The following is a 26,140-nucleotide window of genomic DNA, read 5'->3' on the forward strand; positions in this document are numbered from 1 at the left end:
AATTTTTAAGTCATTGAAACAGGAATAATTACCATTTGGAATGATACAGGTTTACGGAATCAAAAACTGTAATAAAGTACGGGATACCTTTTCCTGGCTTAAAAATAACCAAATTGAATACGAGTTTATCGACTTTAAAAAAGAACCCCTTTCCAGGGGGGAACTTCAATCGCTTGTGCAGCAGATCGGTCTCGACGTACTGGTGAACAAACGCGGTATGAAATGGCGTCAGCTCGGCCTCAAAGATAAAAACCTGTCGGATAAGGAACTTTTTGACGTATTACTGGAAAATCAAACAATGATAAAAAGGCCTGTACTGGTGCGCGGTGAGGCGATATTGGTGGGCTATGATGAGGACTCTTTTGAAGCATTTGTTTCGTAAAACCCGGCTTGTAATCCTGCTTCTTATTTTAACGGCTGGTGAGCTTTATTCACAGACACAGTTCATTTATGAACGCAGTGAACCGCCTACCATGCAGATGATGCTGGATGCACGGGAGGTGTTTGAATACGAAGTGCGATACGGATTTCTTACCCTTGGCTGGGTTGATGTCGAACTTCTGCCCGATACAACCTGGAACGGTAAAAAAGCGTACCACATGCGCACGAGGATCCGGTCGAACCGGCGTATTCCGTTTGTGGGTACGCGTATCGTGGATTATCAGAATATCTTTCAGTTTAATGATAAATGGCCCTACAGTTTCGTTTTCTGGCGCGACGATGTTCATGATGAAGAGTATAACAGCGTGCGTGCCGTTTTTGACCGTGAAGAGGATGAAGTAAGATTCTTTGAGCATGGTGAAGCGGTCGACACGCTCAGCCTCGAAGAACCGGCCAGCGGCGGGGACATCATTTTTTACTATTCCAGATTATATGCGGGCGAACCGGGGGCCTACAGAATGCCTGTATACATTGAAGGGGAAAAAGGAACCGTAACTGCGACCAGCCGCACCGAAACCAGGCGCAGGGAATACGATGCGTTTGATGAACCTGTAGAGACCTACCTGAGTGAAGGGCATGCGGATGTGGACGGTCCTTTCGGATTTAACGGTAACTTTAAATCATGGTTTTCGGCGGATGACCTGCGGATCCCTGTTGAGGCGCACGTGAAAGTTATATTTGGAAACGTAAAGGTGAGACTTATCTCCTATGAGCGACATGCAGAGTAATGGGGTAACCGTTTGGTTCAAAAAACTGGAACACGCTATGGACCTTGACCTGCCGGGTTATGAGTCAGGCGAAGCGGCCGGAATGGATGTGCGGGCCGCCATTACCGAGCCAATCGTATTGAAACCGGGTGAACGTGCGCTGGTGCCCGCCGGTTTCCAAATGGCGCTGCCCCGCGGGTATGAAGCCCAGATTCGTCCCAGAAGCGGCCTTGCATACAAATACGGTATAACCATGCTCAACTCACCGGGTACGATCGACTCAGACTACAGGGGAGAGGTGAAAGTGCTCGCTATTAATCATGGGAACGATCCTTTCACCATAAATCATGGCGACCGAATTGCCCAGATGGTCATCTCACCGGTGATCCAGGCAACCGTTCGTAAAACAGATACCTTGCCGGGAACGGAAAGAGGCCAGGGAGGATTTGGCAGTACCGGAGTTGCTTAGCGTAGAGTTAGGAATTAGGAGTGAGGAGTGAAAAGGCAAAAGGCAGAAAGGAAAAGTGAAAAGGCAGAAGGCAGAAGTTTGCACTGGGTGATGTTGAGGGGTGAAAAATGGTAAAAGTTCTGTTGATAAATTCAACTTTATTATAAAAACACGCACGACTCACTACCAACAACCGGCAACCAACAACTGAGAACTCAAAACTCAACACTCAAAACTAAACTTGTCCATTACCCTAAAACCATACATTGATCTTGTTCGTACCAATGCCGACTACCGAAGACTTTGGCTTGCACAGATTATTGCCAACTTTGGTGACTGGTTCGGGATACTCGCCATATATGCATTGATTCAGGAGTACAGCGGATCCGAACTCCTGCTTGGGCTCATTATTGTCGTAAAAATGCTTAGCCTGGCCTCTTTTTCACCGATCGCGGGCTATTTTACAGACCGTTTCAACCGCCGGAAACTAATGATCTGGTGCAATATTGCAAGGGGAGTGATTGTGCTTGGGTTTATCCTCATTACCTCTGCCGATCTGCTTTGGCTGGCCTATGTGCTCATATCGGCACAGATGTCGTTCGCCGCCATCTTTGAACCTGCGAAGACATCCTCTATTCCAAACGTCACAACATCGGAAGAGCTGGTTGTGGCTAACATACTCTCTGCAGCCTCCTGGAGCATCATTTTTACTACCGGTATGGCCCTGGGCGGGTTCGCAACGGCCTGGCTGGGTACCGATCTGGTTTTTATGATCAACGGGTTTACGTACATGATCTCAACGTTTATTATCTATCGGGCGTCCATACCTCAGGCAAAAATGTCGAAAAGGGAACTATACCGTACCAGGAATCCTCTCACGGGCATTCGCGAAGGCTTAAATTACACGTTTAACAATAAGCACGTACTCCGGCCTACACTTGCCAAAGGTATCTTTACCATGTGTTTGGGTGCCCTTGTGTATCTGCTGATTATTGTTGCCGAAGATATTCTGATGATGGGAAGCATAGGTCTGGGTATTCTATACGCCGCGCGGGGAGTCGGTACGGGGATCGGTCCGGTAGTAGGCCGCAGGATTTTCAAAAGTGAAAACCGGTGGGTAATGGGTATGGGTATATTTATGATATGCGGCGGTCTGATGTACAGCGTGGTAAGCCTGGTAGAAAGCGTGCTTATCATGAGTCTTTTCGTAATGCTTGCACATATGGCTTCCGGGTCCAATTGGGTGATGAGTACGGTGCTTTTACAGCGAAGGGCCCCGGATACACTGCGCGGAAGGGTGTTCAGCCTTGAATGGCTTCTTTTTACACTGGCCCAGTCTCTATCCGTCACAATGGCGGCTCTTATACTGGAATTTGAACTTCTTTCAATCCGGCAGACGATGGGCCTCTTTTCAGTGATGCTGATCATTGCCGGTATTGCCTGGCTCAATGTTGTAGCACCTGCTGAAGAAAAATATACGGTTTCAGAGAAGAAAATGGCTGTTTCAGGACACCCGTAGCCGCAAAGTTATCTGAATAGGGTTCAGTAAAAGATTTGAGGGGGCCAAACGTTAACTTTTCGCAAAAGCGGGTTCTCAGACCCCGGAATTAATGTTATCTTCAGGGCTGAATTCTTGTTTCTATAAAGAGATTAACACGCAGTAATGATTTGGGAAAATAGCGGCTTTCTCTGGTTGCTCCTTTTAATTCCGATCCTCGGAGCAGGGTACTGGTGGTTTAAAACCATCCAGATAAAAAAGCGTAAGGCTCAGTTTGATGACCGGCTGATAGAGCAGCTTCGTCGCAACTACTGGAGCAGGGGTGATGTAGTTCGCCTCTTCGGTTTTTTATTCGCTGCCCTGTTTTTTATTGTAGCTCTCGCAGGCCCAAAGATCGGAACTGAGGTACGTGAAGTGCAGCGAACCGGACTCAACCTGATGGTAGCCCTGGATCTCTCCAGAAGCATGAACGTTCAGGATGTACGCCCCAGCCGGTTAGACAAGGCCAAATTTGAAATCAACAGACTGGTAAACCGCTTGAGAGGAGACCGGATCGGACTGCTGGTGTTTACCGATGAAGCATTCAACCAGGCTCCGCTTACAACAGATTATGCTGCAATGCGGCTATTCCTTGACATCGCCAATACCGATCAGATGCCCAATAGCGGTACGAATTTTACATCTGCACTCTCCAGGGCTGCTGAAGCATTTGAATCGATGGAGCGTCATCAGGGAGCGGCAAACGTACTGCTGCTGGTTGCAGATGGTGAACATCACGGTCCGCCCTACGATGAAGAATTGAAGCGGCTAACGGATAACGGTATAGTGGTGTTTACGGCGGGTATCGGAACACGCGAGGGCGATCTGATTCCGATAACGGATGAAGCCGGCAGGACGGTGTCCTATCACAGAGACAGCGAAGGAAACACCGTAACATCCACACTTGAACCACAGACGCTTCAGGAAATTTCACGTGAAGGAGGGGGAGAGTACTATGAAATTACGTCCGGCAGCGATACGATCGAGCCTTTTTTTGCACGGCTTGACGAACTGGAGCGCGGTGAATTTTCATCACAGGAGTATGCAGACTACGAGAACAGGTATCAGGTTATGCTCCTCACGGGACTTGGGTTTTTATTGATAGCTCTCTTTTTCCCGGACTCCATCAAGAGAAAAGAGACGTGGATGTCACGATTCAATCAATCTGACTCATAAAATCATATGATTAAACTATTCGTCACGGATCTCGACGGGTGTATCTCACATCCCTTTAAAACACCCGATTGGGAAGCTATAAATGCTATCAGAGACTTAAACCTGAAAAGTAAAAATCCCGGAGCTGTTCCGCATCTCACCCTCTGTACGGGACGTCCATTTCCCTATGCAGAAGCCGTTGCACAGTGGCTCGACATACGGCTCCCGTTTATATTTGAAAGCGCTGGACTTTATCACTGGGATGGGAATCGAATTGTAACTGCTCTGCCTGAAGATGAAGGCGCGCTTGATATGATCAATACCATGCGAGACTGGCTGAGACATGAAGTTTTACCGGATTATCCCGGCGTAATCATTGAATTCACGAAAATGATGGACGCAGGGGTAGTCTGCATGGATCATGGTATCATAGACGAGATTCACGGACGGGTTCTGGAGCGGGTTCAGGGGATGGATCCGGTTCCTGAGGTACATGCCACGGATATATCCGTCAATATTCTTTTGCCCGGGAATGATAAACTGCAGGGCGTGAAGCTGCTAAGCGAAGCACTGGATATCAGACTGGACGAAATGGCCTATATCGGGGATTCCAGCGGGGATGTGCCTGCCATGAAACAGGTTAAAATGGCCTTTGCGCCTAAAAATGCACGTCAAATTGCAAAAGATAATGCAGAGGTGATCGACCAGGAAGCCACCCGCGCCGTACTGGAAGCCTATCAGAAAATTATCAGGTTTAATTCTGAGTCTTGAGTATCAAGTAGCGGGAAGTTCTCAATATTCACTACTCGCTGCCAGTTACTCGTTTCCCAAGAATCGTCCGCAGCCTCGTAATTCTCTTTGTTCGCTGTTGTTCAGCACGACTGTAACCTGATGGGTAAACAGAAATCCGCTCATTGTATCAGTGCACCAGTTTTTTTCAGCAGTCACGGTCATGTTGATGCTGTTGTGCCGTGTGGTCCAGACAAATAGTTCATCGCCCGCAATCTGATGGCCGGCCTGTTCACTCCACTCCGATTCAGGCGTTATGAAAGAGAGCACATCGGATGAATCAACCCGAACAGACCAGAAGGGCTCGTTACCGGATGCCAGAAAAACAATTCCCTCTTCTGTTCTCAGTTCCTCATGCCGCTCCCGTATTCCTGACTCCATTTGTGATCTCTCAAGCACGTACATTTCGCTGAGATCTCCGGTTATCTGCCGGTTGTGGCTGTCGAGCATCGTAACCGTTTCTTCACTATAGAGATATGTCTTAAAGCGTTTATCTTCGTCATCAAAAAGTGCGAGGGTATCACCACGCAAACTCCACGCTCCCTCTGTGATCATCGGTTCGGGGTTTCGGTCACGGTACCAGTTCAGTTCTCTGAACCGGTTGTTCTCTTTCAAAAGAAGATGCACCTCAATACCGGGACAGTCCGCACAGGGGATTGTACCGGTAAACACTGCCGGAAGTGTAGATATCGGATCACTCAACTCAGCCTGCGGTTGTTCCTGTATCTGATTGCATGCTGTAAACAGGCGAAATGAGATAAAAAGTGCCAGCAGCAGCAATAGCAGGATATTAATGAGTTTGTTATTCATGAAAATGATATATGGGGGTACCGCTTTCTGATAAATATAAGCAACTGTCTGCAGCTGCGGTAGGATATAAACATACCGTGATGATTGTGCAGGCGTAAGACTCTGTTTGAGGATATACGCCTCAATGCGATCTGCGAAATAATGAGACGGGTTGTTCTAATCATATATTTTGATTATTTCAGAATTACATCCAAACCAAAAATGGGGATTTCATGCTGAACAGAAAAGAGTTTCTGAGGCAGATGGGAAGTGTTTCTGCCGGCCTTGCCATAACGCCTATGCTCTCCTTGAAAGACAGGCACGAAACGCTTGATAAGCTGGCTGATTATAACGGAACGCCTTCTGAAATAGCTGCCAACGAAGACTACTGGTACACCGTGCAACAGGCTTTCACAGCCGATCGAAGCCTGATCAATCTTAATAACGGAGGTGTGAGTCCGGCACCGGACGTTGTTCAGGATGCCATGAAACGGCACCTTGACTACTCCAATGAAGCACCCGTCTATACCATGTGGCGTATTCTTCAGCCGCAAAAAGAGGCGGTTAGACAGCGCCTCGCACGTACCTTCGGTACGGATACGGAGGAGATAGCCATAACCCGCAATGCTTCGGAAGGGCTTCAGATCTGTCAGCTTGGAATGGATCTTTTGGAAGGTGACGAGGTATTGACCACCACACAGGACTACCCGCGGATGATCACTACATTCAAACAGCGCGAACGTCGGGAGGGAATACGCCTCAAGCAATTCCCTATCCCTGTGCCTGCCGAGGACCCGGATGAAATCGTATCACTCTTTGAGCAGAATATTACACCGCGCACAAAACTCATCCTGATGAGTCATATGATCAACATAACCGGGCAGATTCTGCCCGTAAAACCGGTAGTGGAAATGGCGCGAAGAAGAGGCATTCCGGTGATTGTGGACGGGGCCCATACATTTGCGCACTTTGACTTCAACCGAAATGATCTGGGGTGTGATTACTACGCTACCAGTTTACACAAGTGGCTGTTTGCACCCCACGGAACAGGAATGCTGTATGTAAAAAAAGACAGGATCAGGGATCTTTGGCCCATGATGGCTGCTCCCGAATCATTAGACAGCGACATTCGTAAATTTGAGGAAATAGGAACCCATCCTCTTGCGAATTTTATCTCCATTGCAGAGGCCCTTACGTTTCACGAGGGGATTGGTCCGGCCCGCAAGGGTGCACGGATGAAATACCTGAGCGACTACTGGGTGGAACAGCTGATCGATGACGACCGCTTTGTACTGCACACCAGCCGAAATCCGGAGTACGCCTGCGGCATTGTGACCGCTCAGTTGAAGGGTATCGACTGCGGGGAGCTGGGGAACCATCTATGGAGAAAGTACCGCATCATCGTAACGCCCATCAAACACCCTGAATTTGAAGGTATCCGCGTTACGCCCAACGTCTACACTACGCTTAAAGAACTCGATCGGTTCGCCGATGCGATGAAAGATGTACTTGTAAACGGTATCTGATCAACATCACTCAACGGTTTAACATCTACTATTTATGAGACTTTACAGATTGATGGTCGCCGCCTGTTTCCTTTTCATGATTTCGGCATGTACCGGCACAGAGACCGAAAAGATCATAATCGATACGGATGAGGCACCCGCAGCCATCGGACCCTACAGCCAGGGGATACTGGCCGGAAATACGCTCTATGCCGCGGGTCAGCTGGGCCTGGATCCCGAAACAGGCGAAATGGCGGGTGAGGATCTCGAATCACAAACCCGCAAGGCGCTGGATAACCTCGGGGTGGTGCTTGAAGCAGCGGGGATGAGCTTTCAGGATGTTGTTTCGGTGGATGTATTTTTGAGCGACATCGAAAATTTTTCAGCTTTCAATACGATCTACAGTGAATATTTTACAGAAACCCTCCCGGCTCGCGCTGTCGTTGAAGCCGCCAGGCTGCCGAGAGATGCCCTTGTGGAGATTAAAGCAGTAGCAGTGAGGTAGGGGGAGATAGCCACGGGAATAGAAGGATTATGATACGTTATCAGAATGGATGATTTTGGTGAGAAGGCAAAAGGCAGAAGAAATGAATGTGCCTGAATAGTGTTTGTTACAAGCTCGGTAGCCGCCTGTGTCTCACGTTTGACGTCTCACGTCTGACATTACATTCCAAGTCTGCGTGGCTATTTCAAATTCTTCGTCTTGTCAATCGACTCATCCGCCATTCGGATATGGTACTTTTCCAGTTTTTCAGCGAGTTCCGAATTATCCATGCCCAGCATGCGGATGGCCAACAGGGCCGCATTTTTTGCTTTCCCGATAGCTACCGTTGCCACCGGCACGCCGTTTGGCATCTGAACGATGGAGTAGAGGGAGTCGAGTCCGCCCAGTGCCGTGGTTTTTACCGGTACACCCACAACGGGCAGCGTGGTATACGATGCGAGCATGCCCGGAAGATGCGCTGCGCCCCCCGCCCCGGCAATGATGATCTTGAGTCCCCGATCACGTGCGGTTAAACCATATTCTGCCATCACGTCGGGCGTGCGGTGAGCCGATACCACCTGTTTTTCGAAGGGCACGCCGAATTCGGTTAATGTATCGGCAGCCTCTTTCATGGTGGGCCAGTCGCTGTCGCTGCCCATTACCACGCCTACAATTGGTTTGTCAGTCATTTTAGTTCTGGTTATGGATGGAAATATAAACCCGGTTTCTTCCTTAAAAGTCAGGATGCAGACTTCGGTAACTTCAAAGTTATTTTCCTGAACACAAAATAGAAGATACAACTATTGACAGATAATGGTAAAAAAGCACCTTGGGGGAGTTTGTTTGATGCCGAAAATTTTGCAGAAACCCGGAACAGTTGAGATGCTTTTTCATAAAAGTGAAAAATGACTTTCAAACGTTTCAAACCAGGTTAAGGGACACGCTCCCGCGACCCCAACTGTACGACTCATGATCAATAAAAAATCAGCTCCAACAACTTCACCGGTTTCCGGTTCATCATCCAACTATTTAAGCAGCGCGGTATCCATCAGGGGAAGTTTCACTTCCGAAAATGATGCGACCGTTGCGGGCACCATTCAGGGCGACGTTCATATTAAAGGGACGCTTAAAATGGATAAAAACGGATATGTAAAGGGCAAGATCTTTGCCACCAATGTGGATATTGCGGGAAAGGTGGAAGGGGAGATACACTGCGAAAACCTGGCTTCACTTAGAAGCACCGCCAGCATCAAAGCCGATATCCATACCAAATCATTGCAGGTGGACGCTGACGCCATGATCGAGGGGCAAATTTTAATGAATAAAAACGGCGGGCCTGCTTTCAAAAAGTGATTGGACGCCTTGGTTGAATCACAGGCCGGTATCAAATTCCGTTGACGCTCTGATAGATATCTTCACTGCATCTCTTCATGAAATTCGATCTGAAAATTTCGGGTAAATTGTTTAATATTGAACGGATTTGTTGGGAGTGGTCAGTGGTTAGTTGTAGGTTGTCTGTTGCCGGTTGAAACCTAAAATTCGGAAACCGTTAACTGCTGATTTTTGCTGCATCCTGCATCTCACTACTCACTACTCAAAACTCAAAAAATGGAACTCGGAATCTACACTTTCGTCGAAAACACACCCCTTGGTGAGACCGGAAAGCCTCTTCATCCGGCCGAGCGCCTAGAGCACCTGCTGGAGGAGGCCGAGCTGGCCGATCAGCTGGGACTGGATGTTTTTGCAGTTGGAGAGCACCATCGCGAAGAGTATGTATCTTCGGCGCCTTCGGTGATTCTTTCGGCAATTGCCGCAAAAACGCAAAATATACGTCTTTCAAGCTCTGTAACGGTTTTGGGATCGGAGGAATCCATTCGCGTGTATCAGCAGTATGCCACGCTCGACCTGCTGTCGAAAGGCAGGGCGGAGATTATGGTGGGTCGCGGGTCGTTTATTGAATCATTTCCTCTGTTCGGGTATGACCTGCAAAACTACGAAGACCTATTTGAGGAGAAGCTTCAGCAGCTGCTGGAGATCAATGACAATGAGATTCTTCACTGGAAGGGAGCGCATACGCCGGATGTGAATGGGAGAGGGGTCTATCCGAGGGCACTGCAGAGCAAGCTGCCGATCTGGCGGGCCGTGGGCGGAACACCCAAATCGGCTTACGTGACCGGTGCACTGGGGCTTCCCATGGCGATTGCGATCATCGGCGGATACCCGGAACAGTTCAAGCCGATGGCGGAACTGCATAAACGCGGCGCCATCGAGAACGGCCACGATCCGCAGCCGGTCAGCATCAATTCGCACGGGTTCATTGCGGAGACCCGTGAGGAAGCCATTGAAACTGCATTTCCCGCATTCAAGACGCAAATGGACAAAATCGGGCGGGAGAGGGGATGGTCGCCCATGACCCGCGAACAGTTTGAGGCTTCCTGTACGCTTCGGGGTGCCAATGTTGTAGGAAGTGCTGATGATGTGATCCAGAAAATTCTGTACCAGCAAAAGATCTTCGGCCATAGCCGGTTTTTGCTTCAGATGAGCGTGGGGTCTATCCCGCATGAGAAGCTGCTTCGATCGATTGAGCTGTTCGCCAAAGAGGTGGCCCCGGCCGTCAGAGAGAAAATAGGAGCTTTAGGGGTATAGCAGGGTTCACCGCCCCGAAGTTTCGGGGCAAAGGGCGCGGAGTTGAATTGCCACGGAGGCAAGGAAAGGATTTTTTTGAGCTGTCCACCGGGAAAAGTAACATCTGCGGTAATCAGCGAGAGCCCCTGTCCATCAGCCTGAGATATTGCATGTGGTCTTGGGTAGAAGTATTCACTGTTCTGAAGTCTCAGGCTCAGTGAGTTTTACCACGACTCATTATTTCCCTCAAAGAGAAACAGGACATGGTTTAAAGGCTGCCTGATTGGATAAATTTGCATTATGCGTAAATTTGTGTCTCATATACCCGATATGATTGCCTCACGATTGTTTAATAGCAAAAAAAACCAATTTCAGGAAGAAGCTGAAGCTTGAGAAAGATATAGCCGAAAAGCAGGTGGAGTTGATAAATGACAGAATTCTGATGGGGTATAGGAATAGGATGATATATTAGTCGGCAGATCGGCATCCCGCAATGAGCAAATGGCATAAGCGTATAAGCGTAACTTTTGGTAATCTAATCACTTTATGACAGAGGATTTGGTATCTGTTTGAGTGATCTGCCCTTTCTCATTCACAGCTTCCAATTCAAAATGCAAGTTGGATTCCGGAAGATCCCAGTACCAGTTATCACCGCTTATGTAAATTTGATCATCAAGCAGCAGAGAGTCACTTGATGGTAAGTTGTAATTGAGAAGTTCATCAAAGCAAACATAATTTTCGGGCATTCGATTGTACCAAACCAGTTTCCGGTTTTCTTTCCGGGAATTGTAGGCCAACAAATTGAATGCACAGACGCCGGTTTCAATTCTGGCAGTGTCGGCTCCCATATTAACGGCCCATATTTGTGTGTTAATTTCATTCGTTAAACCCACTCGGGAAACCGTTCCCCGCAGCTGCACATCACCATCAATATCCAGACTGTGTCGAGGCGGGGGGGGAGGGTCGAGTGACATATCTAACTCGTGGCATCCTGTCGATAGAATCGTTAAGAGCAAAAACAATAAAAAGTATTTCATCGAGATGGTATTTTGAAATTTAAATTAAATTCCAAATAGCAAGGATAAATAATAGCAAGGATAAATAAATAGGTATTATGGGTAATTCCATAAATGATAGTAACTAAACTCAGTAGTGTAATTTCAATGTGCTTTATTGATGGCTAAAAATTTTAGACTGTTTAATCATCTTTAAAAAGACTCGTTATTTTAAACCACTCATGATCACCATTAATGTCTAATCGTTCTCTCTTATCTCTGCCGGATAATAAACCATCAAATCGTATGATAACTGAATTAGGTTGATAAAAAATATTTTCATTTTCTAAACTGAATTCTCTATATCCAAAAACCTGCAACTCATTGTTTTTGGTATTCGTCATGAGGTCAAAAATGTCCCATGGTTCTAACAAATAGTTTTGCCATCCTGAAAATTTATCATCCCATTTATACGGGCTATTTATGGATATTACAGGTAAAATATGCACTCTGTTCGTCACGGCTGAATCAGATATTTCTAGAATTTCAAAAACAAATTCTTCATCTCTCTTATTTGCTACAATCAGATAGGGTTTTTCGTCATTATTTAAATAACCTTGCCAGCAATAAATACTATTAGTCATATTTCTGTACTCATCAACACACCCTTTCAGCACGGTATTGTTTCTGGCTCTCTCTGGTGCTTTGTTTCCATAATCTAATAATTCACCCAACAGGCTATCAGCTCGGTAATCAATTTGGTTAATCAATGAGTCTGTGTCTATAGCAGATTCAGTTCTAGCTGCTTGCAGCATTAAAAATGATATATTTGCTAATTCACCTGTATAGGTATATTGATCCGGATTTCTACTGTAACCTATCATTTGGCCATAACCGAATTTAAAAGCTGAGTATTGTAATGTGACTCCCCCGGTGCTCATTGTATTACTTACCTGCTTATAGCTGCTTCGGACCAACATTTCTTCCCATAAACTAATAAGCTTCTGAGCTAATGTTGAGTCAATGGCTGTTTGGTAGCTCTTGGTGCGTATGGTATCTACAGATGAGAAATCTTGAGTTCTGCATGTTCTTCCGGAATTTTCAGGTAAATCATTCCCTTCAGAATCTTTGCATTGATCCTCAACCCAGCTGCCGTACCAGATGCTTTCTTCGGGCCTGATGTGAAATAGCTCATATCCAGTTGTATCAGCCCGTATTCCGGTCATATTTTCTATTCCATACTTAGCTTGCATTTGTACTCTTGCCCGTACTGATCGATCATATGCTTCACTAAATACCGTCTTTAAAGCTCTCCCGTATTCATCGAATGTACCCCACCCCCAATAACCGGGAATAAGATGAGCTTGCGCTGAAGTAGTTGATACTGAAAATATAGAAATGAGAGAAGTGATTATTACGCTCCAAATCGATATTGAGCAGAAATGTTTAGCTTTGTGTTTCATCTTGGAGTAGAGGATTATAATAGATAGATAGAATAAACAATAGTTTAAAAAGTTTTTTAAGGCAAACTTATAATAGGTATTACTAATTCTTTTAAAGGTGTTTATAGAAATAGCTTAATCCGAATAACCGTCTTGCTCCGGCAGCTTATATTCAAACTCATAAGTATGCTTCCCATCTTCAATAATGATCGCCATGCTGCCGGCCAGGCCTTCCAGTTCGCCCGTACCGGAGCCGGGCACCACCTCCAGGATCAGCCGCTGATCTCCATTGGTCATGATTCCGTAATGCTGCAGGACAAAGCTTCCCTTTTTACCGGATAAGGTTCCCTCTACCTGCTCGATCGCCACATACCCGGCCGAGCCCTTTTCAGGCGTCATCGCGCTCAGCATCTCTCCCTTGCTCACCGCATTCAGGTCGCCCTCAAACGTTTTATCAATTGACATCCGTCCCAGTTTCATGCCGTGCTTGCCGGTGGAGTAGGGTTCAAGTGGGGAGAGGTTTGGAGTGAAGGAACCGGAAATGTTCATAGCTTTTTTAGTGAAAAGTGAAAAGTGAAAAGTGAAAAGTGAAAAGTGAAAAGGCAGAAGGCAAAAGACAAAAGGCAAAAGTGAAAAGAATGTCCAGAGCAGAGCCTAGGAATGAAAAGGTAGACGTCAGACGTCAAACGTGAGACAGATGATCTCAGAATGTAGTTTGTGATATACGATCTCAAAAGTTTCTAATTTTTTGAGTTTTGAGTATTGAGTTAATAAAATCAAATCTGCCGTTGCTGACTGCTGACTGCTGACTGCTGACTGCTGACTGCTGACTTTCGATCTCAGAAAAATTTCTCATTACGTCTTTTGTAGCCTGTAGCCTGTCCTCACCAGTCAACCTTACAAGTCCCGCCTTCAAACTGCATGCTTTTATCCGTGTATTGGTGGAATTCAATTCGGACACCATTTGGATCGCGGGTCCACGCCTGCCAGGTGTGATCACCGCCCAGCTTCCTGTCTGTAGCCTCAAAGCCACTTTCACGCAGTCGGGATATGACCCTGTCTATATCCTCAGTCTCCATCGCCAGATGATTGATATTGCCCACATTTCCGGGATCCCCTTTAAAGACTTCGATAAATGACTTATTTCCCAGCTTGATGTAGAATCCATATAAATCTCCGTCTTTTTCAAATTCGAAACCTTTCTTAAGTCCGAGCGCATCACAATAAAATCTCTCAGTGAGTGCAAGGTCCCGGGTATGAATGCAAATATGTGCCAGACGATTGATCATGGGAAATGGATTGGAATTTGACTGTTGTCGGTTGGATGTGGTTGGTTGTTGGTCAATGATCAATGGTCAATGGAGAATATTTTATCAATTAGCAACTAACAACTAACAACTAACGACTATCTACCATTTACCATCTACCACCCTCCATCACCTAACCACACCTCCTAAAATAAACTCCGTCAGCTGTTTTTCCAGCTCAATCGGATTGGCCTCCTCGGTGTGATCGGTGTACCAATAGTAGATCCATCGTACGGATGAGAGCACGGCATGGGTGATAATATCGAGATCAAAAGTCCGAAATTCACCGCTTTCAATTCCTTCGCTGATAATCAACCGCACCTTCTCTTCATACTCCGAACGACGGTCAGTGAATTTTTTAAGCTTCGGTTCCTTCAGATTTCGCCACTCATTTACCAGAAGGCCTACCTGGTACGGCTTTGTGGCGGTGAGTTGGATGTTAAGGCTGATTAACGCTTTAAGTTTTCCCGTGGAGTTGTGACTGGATTCCAGGATATGATCTATTCCTGAATGAAAATCCTCTGAGATCTGGAAGAGATAAGTTTCCAGAAGGGTTTCTTTCGAATCTATAAAGTTGTAAATATTCGACACCTCGAATCCCATCCGCTCGGCCAGATCACGCATGGTTGTGGCCTGATAACCCTTCTCATGAATCATTTTCAGGGATTCATCCAGGAACTGTTTTTTTCGGGGGGAGTGGTTTTTGGGCATGGGAATGAGTTTAAAATGTATGCTGGATGTAGAGCTGATCTCGGTGTTAATGAACAGAAAGTTGCCAACCACCAAATGCCAGCTAACCACTTTCTACTATAAATTTTACTTGCCCTTGAATTCCATAGGATTTGAAATTTAATGGCCAACTTCTATCTTAGATGAACAACTGTTCACAAATCGGTTAACGTATGCCAATATATCACAAACTTGGAAAAATACCACCCAAACGGCACACACAGTTCCGCAAGCCGGAGGGAGAACTGTATCATGAACAGGTATTCGGAACCATCGGCTTTGATGGAATGTCGTCCATACTGTATCACAACTATCCGCCCACAATGGTGAAAGAGATCAATGAGCCGATAGATGTCTCCCCGAGCGTGGCGGTTCAGAACAACATAACTGCGCGCCTGCTGAAGGGATTTGACATAAAGCCCACGGATGATTTTCTGGATTCGCGGGAGGCCATCCTGACTAATTCGGATGTAACGCTGCATCTGGCAGCTCCGAAGAAGTCGCTCACCGACTATTTTTACAAAAACACCGAAGCCGATGAGCTGCTCTTTGTTCATCGCGGTGAAGGCACCCTTCGCACCATGTTTGGAAACATCGAATTTGAGTATGGGGACTATCTGCTCATCCCGAGAGGCGTGATCTATCAGATTGAGTTTAAGGATGAGGATAACCGGCTGTTCATTACCGAGTCGAATGTTCCCATCTACACACCCAAACGATATCGGAACTGGTTTGGACAGCTTCGCGAAAGCTCACCCTTCTGTGAGCGCGATTACAAGCTGCCTCAACAGCTGGAAACTCACGATGAAAAGGGAAATTTCCGGATGAAGATAAAAAAGAAGGGCATGCTGCATGAGCTTATCTATGCTTCGCATCCGTTCGACGTAGTGGGTTGGGACGGTTATAATTACCCATATGGATTTTCGATCCATAACTTTGAACCGATAACCGGCCGCGTTCATCAGCCGCCGCCTGTCCATCAGACGTTTGAGACCTCCGCGTTTGTAGTCTGCTCGTTTTGTCCGAGAATGTACGATTACCATCCAAAGGCCATTCCTGCTCCCTATAATCATTCAAATATCGATTCCGACGAAGTGCTCTATTATGTGGACGGTGACTTCATGAGCCGCTCACATGTGGGAAAAGGTCATATATCGCTGCACCCCGCGGGCATTCCGCACGGTCCGCATCCGGGCACCTATGAAGGAAGCATCGGCAAAAAGGAAACCAAAGAACTGGCCGTAATGGTAGACACATTTAAGCCGTTAATGGTAACCGAAAACGCCCTGAAGCTGGATGACGGGGAGTATTACCGGTCTTGGCTGAAGGATTAAGGTGAAAGTTTTTGTAAGAAAGAAGATACAGAAGTCCTCTCTTGCCCCGCAGGGATCCCGATGGGAAGAGGGGATATAAGGGTGTGTAAGGTTAAAGCCAGGAAAAATAGCTGTTAAACGATTTTTGTTAGAGCTCTGAACACACCCCTTGCCCAACAAACCGGCATTTTGCCGTTTGTTTTCGATTTCCCCTCTAAAGAGGGGACGTTAAACCGATACACGTAATAAATCACAACTGAACATAGCATGCCCAAACTAACCCCCTGGCTCGACATACCGTCCGATTCGGATTTTTCAATCCACAATCTGCCGTTCGGTATTTTTTCACTCCCCGAAGCCGGAAAGGGAAAGCGTGTTGGGATGGCGATTGGCAACTATGTGGTGGATGTGGCCGATGCCGCCGAGGAGGGACTTTTTGAGGAGATGCAGTTTGATTACGGAGTATTGAAATCCAATGATCTGAATGGCCTTATAGCCTTGGGTAAAGAGGTTACGGGAAGAATCCGGCTCACGGTTCAACAGGCTCTTTGTGATGAATGTTCGGTTCTGAGAAACATCGGGGGTTTGCTGGCTGCTATGGACGAAGTCACACTTCACGTACCAATAAAAGCGGGAGATTATACCGATTTCTACTCCAGCCGTGAGCATGCTTTCAATGTTGGGAAATTATTTCGCGATCCTGACAACGCCTTGCTTCCAAACTGGAAACACCTGCCTGTAGGATATCATGGAAGGGCCTCCTCGATTGTGATATCTGGTTCGGAAATTTATCGTCCAAACGGCCAGATTGTGCCTGATGGACAAAATCATCCCGTCTTTTCACCGTCGCAAAAACTTGATTTTGAGCTTGAAATGGCATTTGTGATCGGGAAGGAGACGAGACGCGGACGTCCTGTGAGTGTGGATACAGCCGAGGAACACATTTTTGGGATGGCTTTATTTAATGATTGGTCAGCCCGCGACATACAAAAATGGGAGTATCAACCCCTGGGGCCCTTTCTGGGTAAAAGTTTTTCCTCTACAATATCGCCCTGGATTGTGCCTATGGAAGCCCTGGAACCATTCAAAATGGATGGTCCGGAGCAGCATCCCGCTCCGCTGGCCTATTTAAGGGACGAAGGCAAGAACCACTACGACATCAACCTGCAGGCAGCCATTCAACCGGACGGAGGGGAGGAGAAGGTGGTGTGCAATACCAATCACAGGTACCTGTACTGGAGTATGGCACAGCAGGTGGCGCACCATACCTCAAACGGATGTAACCTGAATGTAGGAGATCTGATGGCATCAGGCACCATTTCAGGGCCGGATCCGGGATCACTGGGGTGTCTGCTTGAAATAACTGAAAACGGATCCAGGCCGGTTACGCTCGGCAATGGCGAACAGCGCAGCTGGCTTCAGGATGGCGATTCAGTGATCCTGCGCGGGTATGCCGAAAGTGAGGATGGAATCAGGGTTGGTTTCGGCGAATGTAAGGGAAAGATTATCGCTAAAGTATGAATACATTAAGTCCCCTCTCGAGAGGGGATATAGGGGTGTGTAATGGTAGAGCCAGGAAATATTGTTTTAACACGTTTCTAGTGCCGTGAACACACCCCTGGCTTAACAAACCGGCATTTTGCCGTTTGTTTTCGCTTTCCCCTCTTCCCATCGGGATCCTTGCGGGGCAAGAGGGGACTTTAAAACCAATTTTCAAAAGAAATTATGACACCAAAAACCAAAACCATCGACTTCGAATCCGTTGATAACCGTACGCGGTACAAATTTATGACGGCTGCCGTGGCACCCCGGCCAATCTGTTTTGCCAGTACCATTGACGGTGAAGGGCGCGTGAACCTTAGTCCGTTCAGCTACTTCAATATGTTTTCGTCCACGCCGCCGGTGATGATTTTTTCACCATCGCGCAGCGGCCGAAGCGCGGAACATAAAGATACCTATCATAACGTGAAAGAGGTGGCTGAAGTGGTTATCAATATTGTAAACAGCCCTATGCTGGAGCAAATGTCGCTTGCCAGTGCAGCCTGGGAAAAAGGGGTAAATGAGTTTGATAAGGCAGGATTTACGGAAGTACCCTCAGACAGGGTAAGACCTCCAAGGGTTATGGAGGCACCCATTGCGTTCGAGTGTGTGGTAGACCGCGTGATTGAGCTGGGAGCAGAGGGAGGAGCCGGAAATCTTGTGATTGCACGCGCAGTTTCGGCGCACATTAATGAAGAGTACCTGGACAAAGACGGATATCCCGACCAGGTAAAGCTAAAGCTGATTGCGCGAATGGGAGGGGATTGGTACTGTCATGCAAATTCACATTCCATGTTTCAGCTGGCGCGCCCCGGCGGCAGCAGTGTGTTGGGCGTGGACGGTCTACCGGATGAGATTCGAAGCAGCGCCGTGCTGACCGGCAGCCACCTGGGACGCCTGGGAAACCTGGATGCACTGCCGTCTGAAGTAGAGATTAAAAAAGCATCGGGTATGGAAGAGGTGAAGAAGATTTTGGAAGAATTGCATGATAACAGTGATACAAGGCGCGAGGCCATGCATCATCTGGGAAGGAAGATGATAGAGGAAGGAAAAGTGAAGGACGCACTGGCCGTGATGATGATTGGAAAGAGTGCGGAGTAAAAAAATCCCCTCTCGCCCAGCAGGGAACCCAATGGGAAGTGGGGACTTGGACGACCAAAAATTAAATAGAATGACACAATCAAACACCCTTTGGAAACCTTCGGAGCGATTCATCAATGAATCGAATCTAAAGAAGTACGAGAGGTGGCTTGAGGAACATCGGGGACTTTCATTTAACTCATACAGTGAGTTGTGGGAGTGGTCTGTGGAGGATATTGCCGGATTCTGGGGGTCGTTGTGGACCTATTTTGAGATCATTCACCATGCGCCCTACGAACGTGTTCTCTCCGCGGAGAAGATGCCCGGTGCCCGATGGTTTGAAGGGGCAACGCTGAACTACGCTGAACATATTTTCCGGATGAAAAATGATGAGCGTCCTGCAATTCACTTCCGTAGCGATACCGGCAGGGTCGATACAATAAGCTGGATGGAACTGGAGAGAAAGGTATCGGCTGTTCGCGAATGGCTGATCAGTGAGGGAGTTGGCAAAGGCGACAGGGTAGCCGCATATCTGCCCAATACTCCGGAAGCGATGATCACCTTTTATGCGGTAAGCTCACTCGGTGCAATCTGGAGCTGCTGTTCGCCTGATTTTGGTGTTCAAACGGTAATCGACCGGTTTTCGCAAATTGAACCGGCCATCTTTTTTGCAGCGAAGGGATACACGTATGGTGGAAAGCGGCACTCACGTTTGAATGAGATCAATGAAATTGCAGCGGGGATCCCTTCAATTCGCAAAACCGTGATTATTCCTGCATTTGAGGATGAAACGCCGCATCCGCATTCACCGCAGATAGAAGTGTGGGAAGATATACTTCGCACACCCCCGGAGGAACTGTCTTTTACACCTGTGGAGTTTAATGATCCCATCTGGGTACTGTACTCCAGCGGAACTACCGGAAAACCCAAGGCAATCACTCACTCACACGGCGGTGTACTGCTCGAACATCTCAAGTACCTGCATTTCCATAATGATGTAAAAGCGGGTGAAAACTTCTTCTGGTATACGACTACGGGATGGATGATGTGGAATTTCATGCAGGCCAGCCTGCTTGCGGGTGCAACTGCAGTGCTATTCGACGGATCGGCCGGTTTTCCGAATCTGAATGTTCTATGGAAATATGCGTCTGAACTTCCGATTCACCACTTTGGCACCAGCGCTCCCTATCTCTCTGCATGTATGAAAAAGGGATTGCAACCCGGTGAAGAGTTTGATCTTTCAAAACTTCGCTCAATAGGATCAACGGGTGCGCCCCTGCCTCCCGAAGTGTTCGACTGGGTCTACCATTCAGTATCGGGGGATGTATGGCTTTGCAGTATGAGCGGAGGAACCGATATGTGTACGGCTTTTGTAGGCGGCTGCCCGTATGAGCCGGTAAAACGTGGACGAATACAGCAGCGTTGTCTGGGAGCCGATCTGCACGCATACAGTGAGGAGGGTCGTAAAACGATCGGCGCATTGGGTGAAATGGTGATTCAAAAACCGATGCCGTCAATGCCTATCTATTTCTGGGGTGATGATGATTACGGACGGTACAAATCCAGTTACTTCGACACCTTCGATGGAAAATGGCGGCATGGCGATTGGATGAAGCTGTTTGAAGACGGAAGCCTGGTGATTCAGGGACGCTCGGATGCTACACTTAACCGGAAAGGGATTCGGATCGGTACCGCAGAGATCTACGCAGTACTCAATAAGATGAAGGGCATAAAGGATAGTCTCATTGTGAACCTGGAAAACAATCATGGCGCGGATGTGATGCCGCTTTTTGTGGTGCTCGATGAGAAAACGGAGTTGGATGAGATCACGGCTGAAATTAAAGAGAACCTGAAAAGCGAATGCTCACCCCGCCATGTGCCCGACTATGTAATCCGCGTTCCTGCCATACCATATACTCTTAGCGGGAAAAAGATGGAAGTGCCGGTGAAAAAGGCTCTTTTGGGTATGGAAATGGGTAAGGAGGTGAGTAAAGATGCAATGAAGAATCCCGAAGCAATGGAGGTGTTTATCCGGATGGGAAAAAAAGTCCCCTCTTGAGAGGGGACAGTATCAAACAGAAGCGCGCAGTGCGGTATGTTTGATTCAGGGGTGTGTTCTTCAAGCATATGGAATCATCCTGAACACCCCTGAAGATTCGCTGATCGCTTCAACTTCTTTCCCCTCTTGAAAGGGGATGATTAAAACTGAAAAGAGAATATCAATTAGGAACAACAAATCAATCAAACAACCATGGATACCATAGCAGAGAAAAAACAGGGAACAGCAGAAATGGAAGATTTCATGCCTATCATGGGTACGGATTATGTCGAGATATACACCAGCAATGCGAGGCAGGCTGCCTATTTCTACCAGTCTGCTTTCGGATTTCATCCCGTTGCACATTGCGGACTCGAAACCGGGACAAGGGATCGTGAGTCGTATGTAGTGCAACAGGATAAAATACGGCTGGTTTTGACGTCTCCGCTAAAAAGCGGAACGGAGATCGGAAAGCATATCGACACGCACGGAGATGGCGTCAGGGTAATTGCACTATGGGTTGATGATGCCGCTTACGCCTATAAAACAGCCATCGACAGGGGAGCAGAATCCTATATGGAACCGATGGTGGAGCGCGACGAACACGGAAAGGTTGTGCGTTCCGGAATAAAAATATATGGTGATACAGTACACATCTTCGTAGAAAGAAAGGATTACAAAGGTGTTTTTTTGCCGGGATATGAGTCGTGGGATTCCGGAATGGAAATCAAGCCGATTGGCCTGAAATACGTAGACCATATGGTGGGTAACGTGGAGCTTGGCAGAATGAATTACTGGGTGAAATTTTATGAGGATGTGCTTGGGTTCCGCCAGATGCTTTCTTTTGATGACAAGGACATCTCAACCAAGTACACTGCACTGATGAGCAAGGTGATGAGCAATGGAAACGGGCGCATCAAATTTCCTATCAATGAGCCGGCCAAAGGTGCAAAGAAATCACAGGTTGAGGAGTATCTTGACTTTTATGAGGGTCCGGGCGTTCAGCACGTTGCCGTTGCAACCGACAACATTATAGAGACCATTTCAGAGCTGCAGTCACGCGGTGTACAATTCCTTTCTATTCCGGATACATATTATGACGAATTGGAAGAGAGAGTGGGAAAAATCGATGAGCAAACCGATACACTCAGGAAACTGGGTATTCTGGTTGACCGTGATGACGAGGGATATCTGCTCCAGATATTCAGCAAACCCATACAGCCGAGACCCACGATGTTTTTTGAAATAATTCAGCGCAAAGGCGCCACGTCATTTGGCAAGGGCAATTTCAAAGCGCTGTTCGAAGCGATAGAATGTGAGCAGGAGCTCAGGGGTACACTGTAGAGGCAGCCAGGGCTTCACAGATCTGTCTGCTTTGTTTTATATCCGTTTTCAGATTTTGTACGGTTGAATCAAAATTTGTTACTTATCCATCCAGGGCCTGGAAATCATAGGGAGTGGGCGGACTGTGTAGACTAGTTCCGGAAGTGCTGCCCTTACATAATGAATTGCAGGTATTATTATGAGAGTTCATAGGTAAAAACGACGCTTACAATAAGTAGAGATCACAAAGGCTGTGTAAGCAGCCTGTTAAATTTCAGGGTATAAAACGATGCAAAAGGAACGCTGGGAAAAAGTAGAGTCCATTCTGGATACGGCATTGACGCTGGATGAAGAATCACGGACTGCTTATATAGAAAAAGCCTGCAGCAGTGACGACGAACTTCTGAAAGAGGTCTATGAACTGCTCGACGCCATTCAGAAATCGGAAGAGACGGATTATTTATCCACCAAACCGGGTAGGGAAAAGATGCTGATGGACGACCTCTCCGGTATTTCCATAGGATCGGTTGAGGATCTGATAGGAAAGCAGATAGGTGCCTTTCAGATTACCGAACAGATAGGATCCGGGGGAATGGGGGCAGTGTATAAAGCTGAACGCGCAAGAGGAGATTTTTCTCAGCAGGTCGCCATAAAGATTGTACAACAGGGCCTTAAATCGCATGACACGGTAAAACGGTTTCGGATGGAGCAGCAGATACTGGCAGCCCTCCATCACCCCCATATTGCCGCGTTATTCGATGGCGGAGTCACTGCGAACGGACTCCCGTTCCTCGTTATGGAGTACGTCGACGGAATGCCTGTCGATGAATACTGCAACCGTAACGCCCTTTCTGTCAATGACAGATTAAAACTGTTTTGCGACATTTGCTCAGCTGTTGAGTACGCACATTCCAACCTGATTATTCACCGGGATCTGAAGGCGGATAATATATTTGTTGATGCAGACGGGCGCGTGAAAATTCTTGATTTTGGAATTGCAAAGCTGCTCGACCATCAGATGAGTGATATGGAGTTATTGGAAACCCGTCCCGGTCAAAAGTTCTGGACTCCAGCATACGCAGCACCTGAGCAGGTTGAAGGTAAAAACATTACCACTTCAACGGATGTGTACGCCCTGGGTGTGCTGCTTAATAAATTGCTGACAGGCCGTTTTCCGATTGATCTCAGCGAAAAATCCATCAGTGAAATCGAAATGCTCATCCGGCAGGCTGAACCCAGGCTTCCATCTCTTCAGGTAAGGGATTCAGCTCAGAGCGAAGAGGTGGCAGTTACCATGAATATGTCGCCTGTGCAGCTTGCACATAAGCTGACTGGCGACCTGGATGCCATTATCCAAAAAGCACTTCGCAAGGAACAGGAAAGCCGTTATCGCTCTGTTGAGCAGCTCTCAGACGATGTTAGCCGGTACCTGAAAGGATTTCCGGTTCATGCACGTCCGGAAAATGCAGCGTATAAAGCCGGAAAATTTATACGCCGGAACAAAGCGCTGGTATTCGGGTCAGCGGCTGTTTTCCTGAGTATTGTAACCGCGACTATACTCAGTGTATCGTTCGCCATTGAAACGAAACAGGCGGAAGAACGGGCACTGGCCCAGGCTGCAGAGGCACAGCGTCAAACGCAGGTTGCCAACTCTGTAAATCTGTTCCTGCAGCAGATTATCGGACAAGCCGATCCCATTACCAACCCGGAGGGCAAGGATCTTACCCTTATGGAAGCTGTGGAGCTTGCCAACGGACTGGTAGAGGAATCGTTTTCAGGCCAGCCAGAAACCGAAGCGGCTGTTCGCTATACCCTTGGAACGGTAGATATGAATCTTGGCCGTCTTGAGAGATCGATCGACCAGCTGAAACAGGCCCTCACGCTTTCACTGGAGGCATTTGGTGAAGAGCATAAACAAACATACGGAGCGCGGTCCCAGCTGGGGCTTGCCTATATCCGAAACGGAAATCTGGAGGAGGCCGAAAATGTTTTGACGGCAGGGCTGGAGGCGGCTCAAAATGCACCTGAGGAAGACTGGAGGGAATCATCCATGGTGCTTAATCAGCTTGGCCTTGTATACCTTTACAGGGGGGACGGTGAGTCTGCCGAACCCTACCTTAGAGCTTCTTATAGCCAGAAAACAGGGATCGATTCTGTTGAGACAAACCACGACCTCACCACGCTGCATAATATCAGCGGAGCTTTGATGATGCAGGGCAAGCTTGAAGAGGCAACAGAACTGGCACAGGACGTAATGGAGCGCCGAATTGCCTATCATAACGGATTTCACCCTGAGGTTGCTCAAAGCCTGAATACGGTTGCCTATATGTTGATGCAGCAGGGGCGAAATGAGGAAGCTCTGCCTATTCGTCTGCAGGATCTTGAAATGCGACAGGAACTGTATGACGGGGATCACCCGGATGTGGCACGCGGCATGCACAATCTGGCCAATCTCTATCACAATCTTGGAAGGCCGGAAGAAGCTCTTCCCATTCAGGAAGAAGCCGTGGCCATGTGGAAACGGACACTGCCCGAAACGCATGCAGATGTTCAGCGTGGCACAATCGTTCTTGCACGGATTCATACAGCACTCAATAATCATGAAAATGCGATAGAACTGAGGCAGGAACAGCTGGATCTTCAGCAAGAAGCTTCAGGTAATAATGTACTTGAGCGCTATCCCCATCTGATCGAAATGATTGAAAACTACTTGCAGCTGGAGGACTACGACGGTGCGGAGGAGGTAGTGAGGGAAGCCATTGCACTCTATGACAACGAAGAGGGCAGAGCGCAGTGGCAGTATCACTCCGGGAATAACCTGTTGGGCGAAATTCTGTATAAAAAAGGATTAACGGTTCAGTCTGAGCAGCTTCTCGCAGAAAGTTCTTCAGCGATCATGGAGATGAAGGATGAACTGAATCCCGCACTTGTTCAGTCGGTATTGCGGAGAACAAACCGCATATTCGGGGAGCTGGGCAGGGATCCGTTGGTTCTCGAGTGATGCCGCAAGAACCAGTTAATCTGTACTGTTCAACTGCCTGTCCTACGGAGCTCATCAGGGTGTGCCGGCCAGCTCGTCATACCGTTTTCTTACCTGCTGAACATCTTCCCACACAGGGCGTTTCCATTGCGGGTTACGGAGCAGGGCGGCCGGGTGGTAGGTTACCGCGAGCTCTGCACCGCGAAACGGATAAAACTGCCCGCGAAGATTTTTGAGCGACTCCTCGCGCCCGAGAAGTGTGGTGCCAGATACCCTGCCAAGACAGAGGATCAGCCTGGGCTGAATAAGATCAATCTGACGCAGCAGATAGGGCAGACTGCGTTCTCTTTCCGCAGTGGACGGATTTCTGTTGCCGGGCGGCCGGTGCTTGAGAATATTGGCAATGTAAACATCCTCACGGCTGAACCGGATGGCCTTTAGTATCTTGTTCAGAAGCTGCCCCGCTGCCCCGACAAAAGGTTCACCCTGAATATCTTCCTGCTCTCCGGGAGCTTCCCCGATAATCATAAGGTCCGCCGACGGATTTCCGACTCCGAATACCAGGTTGGTGTTATCCAGATCTGTTCGAAGCTCATCGGCGGTTTCGCAAAATGAGTACAGATCTTCAAGTGTTGAACATTTGGCCAGGCGTTCTTCGATCGAAAGTGAGACAGGCTCTTCACGTTCTGAATGATCCTGTTCCTTGTCGGTTTCTGAAACCGAATCTGACACTGCATCGGATTCAGATTGAGTATGTGCCGCATCCTTCTGAGTACCGGCACCGTCTGAATCATCCGGTACTGAATCAGGTATGGAAAATGCACCGAATACCTCGTTTTCAAACTCGAGATACTGTAATAGCTCTTTTTCGGTAACTGAATCGGGTTTTTCCATAATACAAATGCAGGTTACAA

General features: G+C 47.6%; 24 protein-coding genes. 16 read left to right on the top strand and 8 right to left on the bottom strand.

Annotation, left to right across the window (positions count from 1 at the left end; all coding sequences use genetic code 11):
• The first annotated feature begins 40 nt into the window (after positions 1-40).
• The 6 genes from DDZ15_RS08925 to DDZ15_RS08950 all read left to right on the top strand — a co-directional run bounded on the left by DDZ15_RS08925 (position 41) and on the right by DDZ15_RS08950 (position 5,059).
• Positions 41-382: an arsenate reductase family protein gene (locus DDZ15_RS08925; protein ID WP_109646742.1), complete on the top strand. Its 342-nt coding sequence runs from the start codon at positions 41-43 to the stop codon at positions 380-382.
• Positions 363-1,169 carry a DUF3108 domain-containing protein gene (locus DDZ15_RS08930; protein ID WP_158278658.1) on the top strand — a complete coding sequence of 269 codons (807 nt, stop codon included), beginning with the start codon at positions 363-365 and terminating at the stop codon, positions 1,167-1,169. Before DDZ15_RS08925 ends, DDZ15_RS08930 begins: the two co-directional genes overlap by 20 nt.
• Entirely contained in the window at positions 1,159-1,617 is a 459-nt protein-coding gene (dut, locus tag DDZ15_RS08935; protein WP_199222929.1) for a dUTP diphosphatase, read from the top strand. The genes DDZ15_RS08930 and dut overlap by 11 nt, the downstream gene beginning before the upstream one ends.
• A gap of 220 nt (positions 1,618-1,837) precedes the next feature.
• Entirely contained in the window at positions 1,838-3,115 is a 1,278-nt protein-coding gene (locus DDZ15_RS08940; RefSeq protein ID WP_109646745.1) for an MFS transporter, read from the top strand.
• 144 nt (positions 3,116-3,259) lie between these two features.
• On the top strand, positions 3,260-4,309 hold the full coding sequence (locus tag DDZ15_RS08945; protein ID WP_109646746.1) for a vWA domain-containing protein: 1,050 nt from the start codon (positions 3,260-3,262) through the stop codon (positions 4,307-4,309).
• A gap of 6 nt (positions 4,310-4,315) precedes the next feature.
• Positions 4,316-5,059 (top strand): HAD hydrolase family protein, encoded by a 744-nt coding sequence (locus tag DDZ15_RS08950; RefSeq protein ID WP_109646747.1) that lies wholly within the window; start codon positions 4,316-4,318, stop codon positions 5,057-5,059.
• Between the two features lie 45 nt (positions 5,060-5,104).
• Here DDZ15_RS08950 and DDZ15_RS08955 read toward each other — a convergent pair whose 3' ends face one another.
• Positions 5,105-5,887 carry a copper resistance protein NlpE N-terminal domain-containing protein gene (locus DDZ15_RS08955; protein WP_109646748.1) on the bottom strand — a complete coding sequence of 261 codons (783 nt, stop codon included), beginning with the start codon at positions 5,885-5,887 and terminating at the stop codon, positions 5,105-5,107.
• 212 nt (positions 5,888-6,099) lie between these two features.
• On the opposite strand from DDZ15_RS08955, the gene DDZ15_RS08960 reads away from it, so the two are divergent.
• Both DDZ15_RS08960 and DDZ15_RS08965 read left to right on the top strand, forming a co-directional pair.
• Positions 6,100-7,392, top strand: coding sequence for an aminotransferase class V-fold PLP-dependent enzyme (locus DDZ15_RS08960; protein WP_109646749.1), 1,293 nt, complete (start codon positions 6,100-6,102; stop codon positions 7,390-7,392).
• A 34-nt stretch (positions 7,393-7,426) separates the two neighbouring features.
• Positions 7,427-7,876, top strand: coding sequence for a RidA family protein (locus DDZ15_RS08965; protein ID WP_199222922.1), 450 nt, complete (start codon positions 7,427-7,429; stop codon positions 7,874-7,876).
• 179 nt (positions 7,877-8,055) lie between these two features.
• On the opposite strand, the gene purE is transcribed toward DDZ15_RS08965, so the two are convergent.
• Positions 8,056-8,544 carry a 5-(carboxyamino)imidazole ribonucleotide mutase gene (purE, locus tag DDZ15_RS08970; protein ID WP_109646861.1) on the bottom strand — a complete coding sequence of 163 codons (489 nt, stop codon included), beginning with the start codon at positions 8,542-8,544 and terminating at the stop codon, positions 8,056-8,058.
• A 280-nt stretch (positions 8,545-8,824) separates the two neighbouring features.
• On the opposite strand from purE, the gene DDZ15_RS08975 reads away from it, so the two are divergent.
• Together DDZ15_RS08975 and DDZ15_RS08980 are read left to right on the top strand one after the other, a co-directional pair.
• A complete protein-coding gene (locus tag DDZ15_RS08975; protein WP_109646750.1) occupies positions 8,825-9,208 on the top strand; it encodes a polymer-forming cytoskeletal protein in 384 nt (127 codons plus the stop codon).
• Positions 9,209-9,463: 255 nt separating this feature from the next.
• A complete protein-coding gene (locus tag DDZ15_RS08980; protein WP_109646862.1) occupies positions 9,464-10,501 on the top strand; it encodes an Atu2307/SP_0267 family LLM class monooxygenase in 1,038 nt (345 codons plus the stop codon).
• Positions 10,502-11,019: 518 nt separating this feature from the next.
• Here the strand turns inward: DDZ15_RS08980 and DDZ15_RS08985 are convergent.
• The 5 genes from DDZ15_RS08985 to DDZ15_RS09005 all read right to left on the bottom strand — a co-directional run bounded on the left by DDZ15_RS08985 (position 11,020) and on the right by DDZ15_RS09005 (position 14,935).
• Positions 11,020-11,517, bottom strand: a complete 498-nt coding sequence (locus DDZ15_RS08985) for a hypothetical protein (RefSeq protein ID WP_146198555.1) — start codon at positions 11,515-11,517, stop codon at positions 11,020-11,022.
• Positions 11,518-11,678: 161 nt separating this feature from the next.
• Complete coding sequence (locus DDZ15_RS08990; RefSeq protein ID WP_146198556.1) at positions 11,679-12,938, bottom strand: hypothetical protein; 1,260 nt, start codon at positions 12,936-12,938, stop codon at positions 11,679-11,681.
• Between the two features lie 114 nt (positions 12,939-13,052).
• Positions 13,053-13,466 carry a DUF3224 domain-containing protein gene (locus DDZ15_RS08995; RefSeq protein ID WP_109646753.1) on the bottom strand — a complete coding sequence of 138 codons (414 nt, stop codon included), beginning with the start codon at positions 13,464-13,466 and terminating at the stop codon, positions 13,053-13,055.
• A 335-nt stretch (positions 13,467-13,801) separates the two neighbouring features.
• Positions 13,802-14,206 carry a VOC family protein gene (locus DDZ15_RS09000; RefSeq protein WP_109646754.1) on the bottom strand — a complete coding sequence of 135 codons (405 nt, stop codon included), beginning with the start codon at positions 14,204-14,206 and terminating at the stop codon, positions 13,802-13,804.
• Positions 14,207-14,353: 147 nt separating this feature from the next.
• The gene (locus tag DDZ15_RS09005) at positions 14,354-14,935 is read right to left on the bottom strand and encodes a TetR/AcrR family transcriptional regulator (protein ID WP_158278659.1); all 582 of its coding nucleotides are present in this window, start codon (positions 14,933-14,935) and stop codon (positions 14,354-14,356) included.
• A 191-nt stretch (positions 14,936-15,126) separates the two neighbouring features.
• Here DDZ15_RS09005 and DDZ15_RS09010 point away from each other — a divergent pair, with 191 nt between their 5' ends.
• The 6 genes from DDZ15_RS09010 (at position 15,127) to DDZ15_RS09035 (ending at position 25,247) form a co-directional block, all read left to right on the top strand.
• Positions 15,127-16,287 carry a homogentisate 1,2-dioxygenase gene (locus tag DDZ15_RS09010; protein WP_109646756.1) on the top strand — a complete coding sequence of 387 codons (1,161 nt, stop codon included), beginning with the start codon at positions 15,127-15,129 and terminating at the stop codon, positions 16,285-16,287.
• Positions 16,288-16,533: 246 nt separating this feature from the next.
• Positions 16,534-17,787, top strand: a complete 1,254-nt coding sequence (gene fahA / locus DDZ15_RS09015) for a fumarylacetoacetase (protein WP_109646757.1) — start codon at positions 16,534-16,536, stop codon at positions 17,785-17,787.
• 204 nt (positions 17,788-17,991) lie between these two features.
• Positions 17,992-18,906, top strand: coding sequence for a flavin reductase family protein (locus DDZ15_RS09020; RefSeq protein WP_109646758.1), 915 nt, complete (start codon positions 17,992-17,994; stop codon positions 18,904-18,906).
• A 70-nt stretch (positions 18,907-18,976) separates the two neighbouring features.
• Positions 18,977-20,944, top strand: a complete 1,968-nt coding sequence (locus DDZ15_RS09025; RefSeq protein ID WP_109646759.1) for an acetoacetate--CoA ligase — start codon at positions 18,977-18,979, stop codon at positions 20,942-20,944.
• Positions 20,945-21,136: 192 nt separating this feature from the next.
• A complete protein-coding gene (hppD, locus tag DDZ15_RS09030; protein WP_109646760.1) occupies positions 21,137-22,267 on the top strand; it encodes a 4-hydroxyphenylpyruvate dioxygenase in 1,131 nt (376 codons plus the stop codon).
• A gap of 268 nt (positions 22,268-22,535) precedes the next feature.
• A complete protein-coding gene (locus DDZ15_RS09035; protein WP_109646761.1) occupies positions 22,536-25,247 on the top strand; it encodes a serine/threonine-protein kinase in 2,712 nt (903 codons plus the stop codon).
• A 54-nt stretch (positions 25,248-25,301) separates the two neighbouring features.
• On the opposite strand, the gene DDZ15_RS09040 is transcribed toward DDZ15_RS09035, so the two are convergent.
• Positions 25,302-26,120 carry a uracil-DNA glycosylase gene (locus DDZ15_RS09040; RefSeq protein WP_109646762.1) on the bottom strand — a complete coding sequence of 273 codons (819 nt, stop codon included), beginning with the start codon at positions 26,118-26,120 and terminating at the stop codon, positions 25,302-25,304.
• Between the last annotated feature and the right edge of the window lie 20 nt (positions 26,121-26,140).

The organism is Rhodohalobacter mucosus (assembly GCF_003150675.1).
Lineage (GTDB): Bacteria > Bacteroidota > Rhodothermia > Balneolales > Balneolaceae > Rhodohalobacter > Rhodohalobacter mucosus.

What these genes read in the sequence shown, in the direction of transcription:
- DDZ15_RS08945 (WP_109646746.1), top strand. Translation starts at nt 3,260, where the DNA reads ATGATTTGGGAAAATAGCGGCTTTCTCTGGTTGCTCCTTTTAATTCCG.
- DDZ15_RS08990 (WP_146198556.1), bottom strand. Translation starts at nt 12,938, where the DNA reads ATGAAACACAAAGCTAAACATTTCTGCTCAATATCGATTTGGAGCGTA.
- DDZ15_RS08950 (WP_109646747.1), top strand. Translation starts at nt 4,316, where the DNA reads ATGATTAAACTATTCGTCACGGATCTCGACGGGTGTATCTCACATCCC.
- DDZ15_RS08925 (WP_109646742.1), top strand. Translation starts at nt 41, where the DNA reads ATGATACAGGTTTACGGAATCAAAAACTGTAATAAAGTACGGGATACC.
- DDZ15_RS09010 (WP_109646756.1), top strand. Translation starts at nt 15,127, where the DNA reads ATGCCAATATATCACAAACTTGGAAAAATACCACCCAAACGGCACACA.
- DDZ15_RS08955 (WP_109646748.1), bottom strand. Translation starts at nt 5,887, where the DNA reads ATGAATAACAAACTCATTAATATCCTGCTATTGCTGCTGCTGGCACTT.
- DDZ15_RS09005 (WP_158278659.1), bottom strand. Translation starts at nt 14,935, where the DNA reads ATGCCCAAAAACCACTCCCCCCGAAAAAAACAGTTCCTGGATGAATCC.
- DDZ15_RS09020 (WP_109646758.1), top strand. Translation starts at nt 17,992, where the DNA reads ATGACACCAAAAACCAAAACCATCGACTTCGAATCCGTTGATAACCGT.
- DDZ15_RS08960 (WP_109646749.1), top strand. Translation starts at nt 6,100, where the DNA reads ATGCTGAACAGAAAAGAGTTTCTGAGGCAGATGGGAAGTGTTTCTGCC.
- dut (WP_199222929.1), top strand. Translation starts at nt 1,159, where the DNA reads ATGCAGAGTAATGGGGTAACCGTTTGGTTCAAAAAACTGGAACACGCT.
- fahA (WP_109646757.1), top strand. Translation starts at nt 16,534, where the DNA reads ATGCCCAAACTAACCCCCTGGCTCGACATACCGTCCGATTCGGATTTT.
- purE (WP_109646861.1), bottom strand. Translation starts at nt 8,544, where the DNA reads ATGACTGACAAACCAATTGTAGGCGTGGTAATGGGCAGCGACAGCGAC.
- hppD (WP_109646760.1), top strand. Translation starts at nt 21,137, where the DNA reads ATGGATACCATAGCAGAGAAAAAACAGGGAACAGCAGAAATGGAAGAT.
- DDZ15_RS08985 (WP_146198555.1), bottom strand. Translation starts at nt 11,517, where the DNA reads ATGAAATACTTTTTATTGTTTTTGCTCTTAACGATTCTATCGACAGGA.
- DDZ15_RS08995 (WP_109646753.1), bottom strand. Translation starts at nt 13,466, where the DNA reads ATGAACATTTCCGGTTCCTTCACTCCAAACCTCTCCCCACTTGAACCC.
- DDZ15_RS09000 (WP_109646754.1), bottom strand. Translation starts at nt 14,206, where the DNA reads ATGATCAATCGTCTGGCACATATTTGCATTCATACCCGGGACCTTGCA.
- DDZ15_RS09040 (WP_109646762.1), bottom strand. Translation starts at nt 26,120, where the DNA reads ATGGAAAAACCCGATTCAGTTACCGAAAAAGAGCTATTACAGTATCTC.
- DDZ15_RS09035 (WP_109646761.1), top strand. Translation starts at nt 22,536, where the DNA reads ATGCAAAAGGAACGCTGGGAAAAAGTAGAGTCCATTCTGGATACGGCA.
- DDZ15_RS08965 (WP_199222922.1), top strand. Translation starts at nt 7,427, where the DNA reads ATGAGACTTTACAGATTGATGGTCGCCGCCTGTTTCCTTTTCATGATT.
- DDZ15_RS08980 (WP_109646862.1), top strand. Translation starts at nt 9,464, where the DNA reads ATGGAACTCGGAATCTACACTTTCGTCGAAAACACACCCCTTGGTGAG.
- DDZ15_RS08975 (WP_109646750.1), top strand. Translation starts at nt 8,825, where the DNA reads ATGATCAATAAAAAATCAGCTCCAACAACTTCACCGGTTTCCGGTTCA.
- DDZ15_RS09025 (WP_109646759.1), top strand. Translation starts at nt 18,977, where the DNA reads ATGACACAATCAAACACCCTTTGGAAACCTTCGGAGCGATTCATCAAT.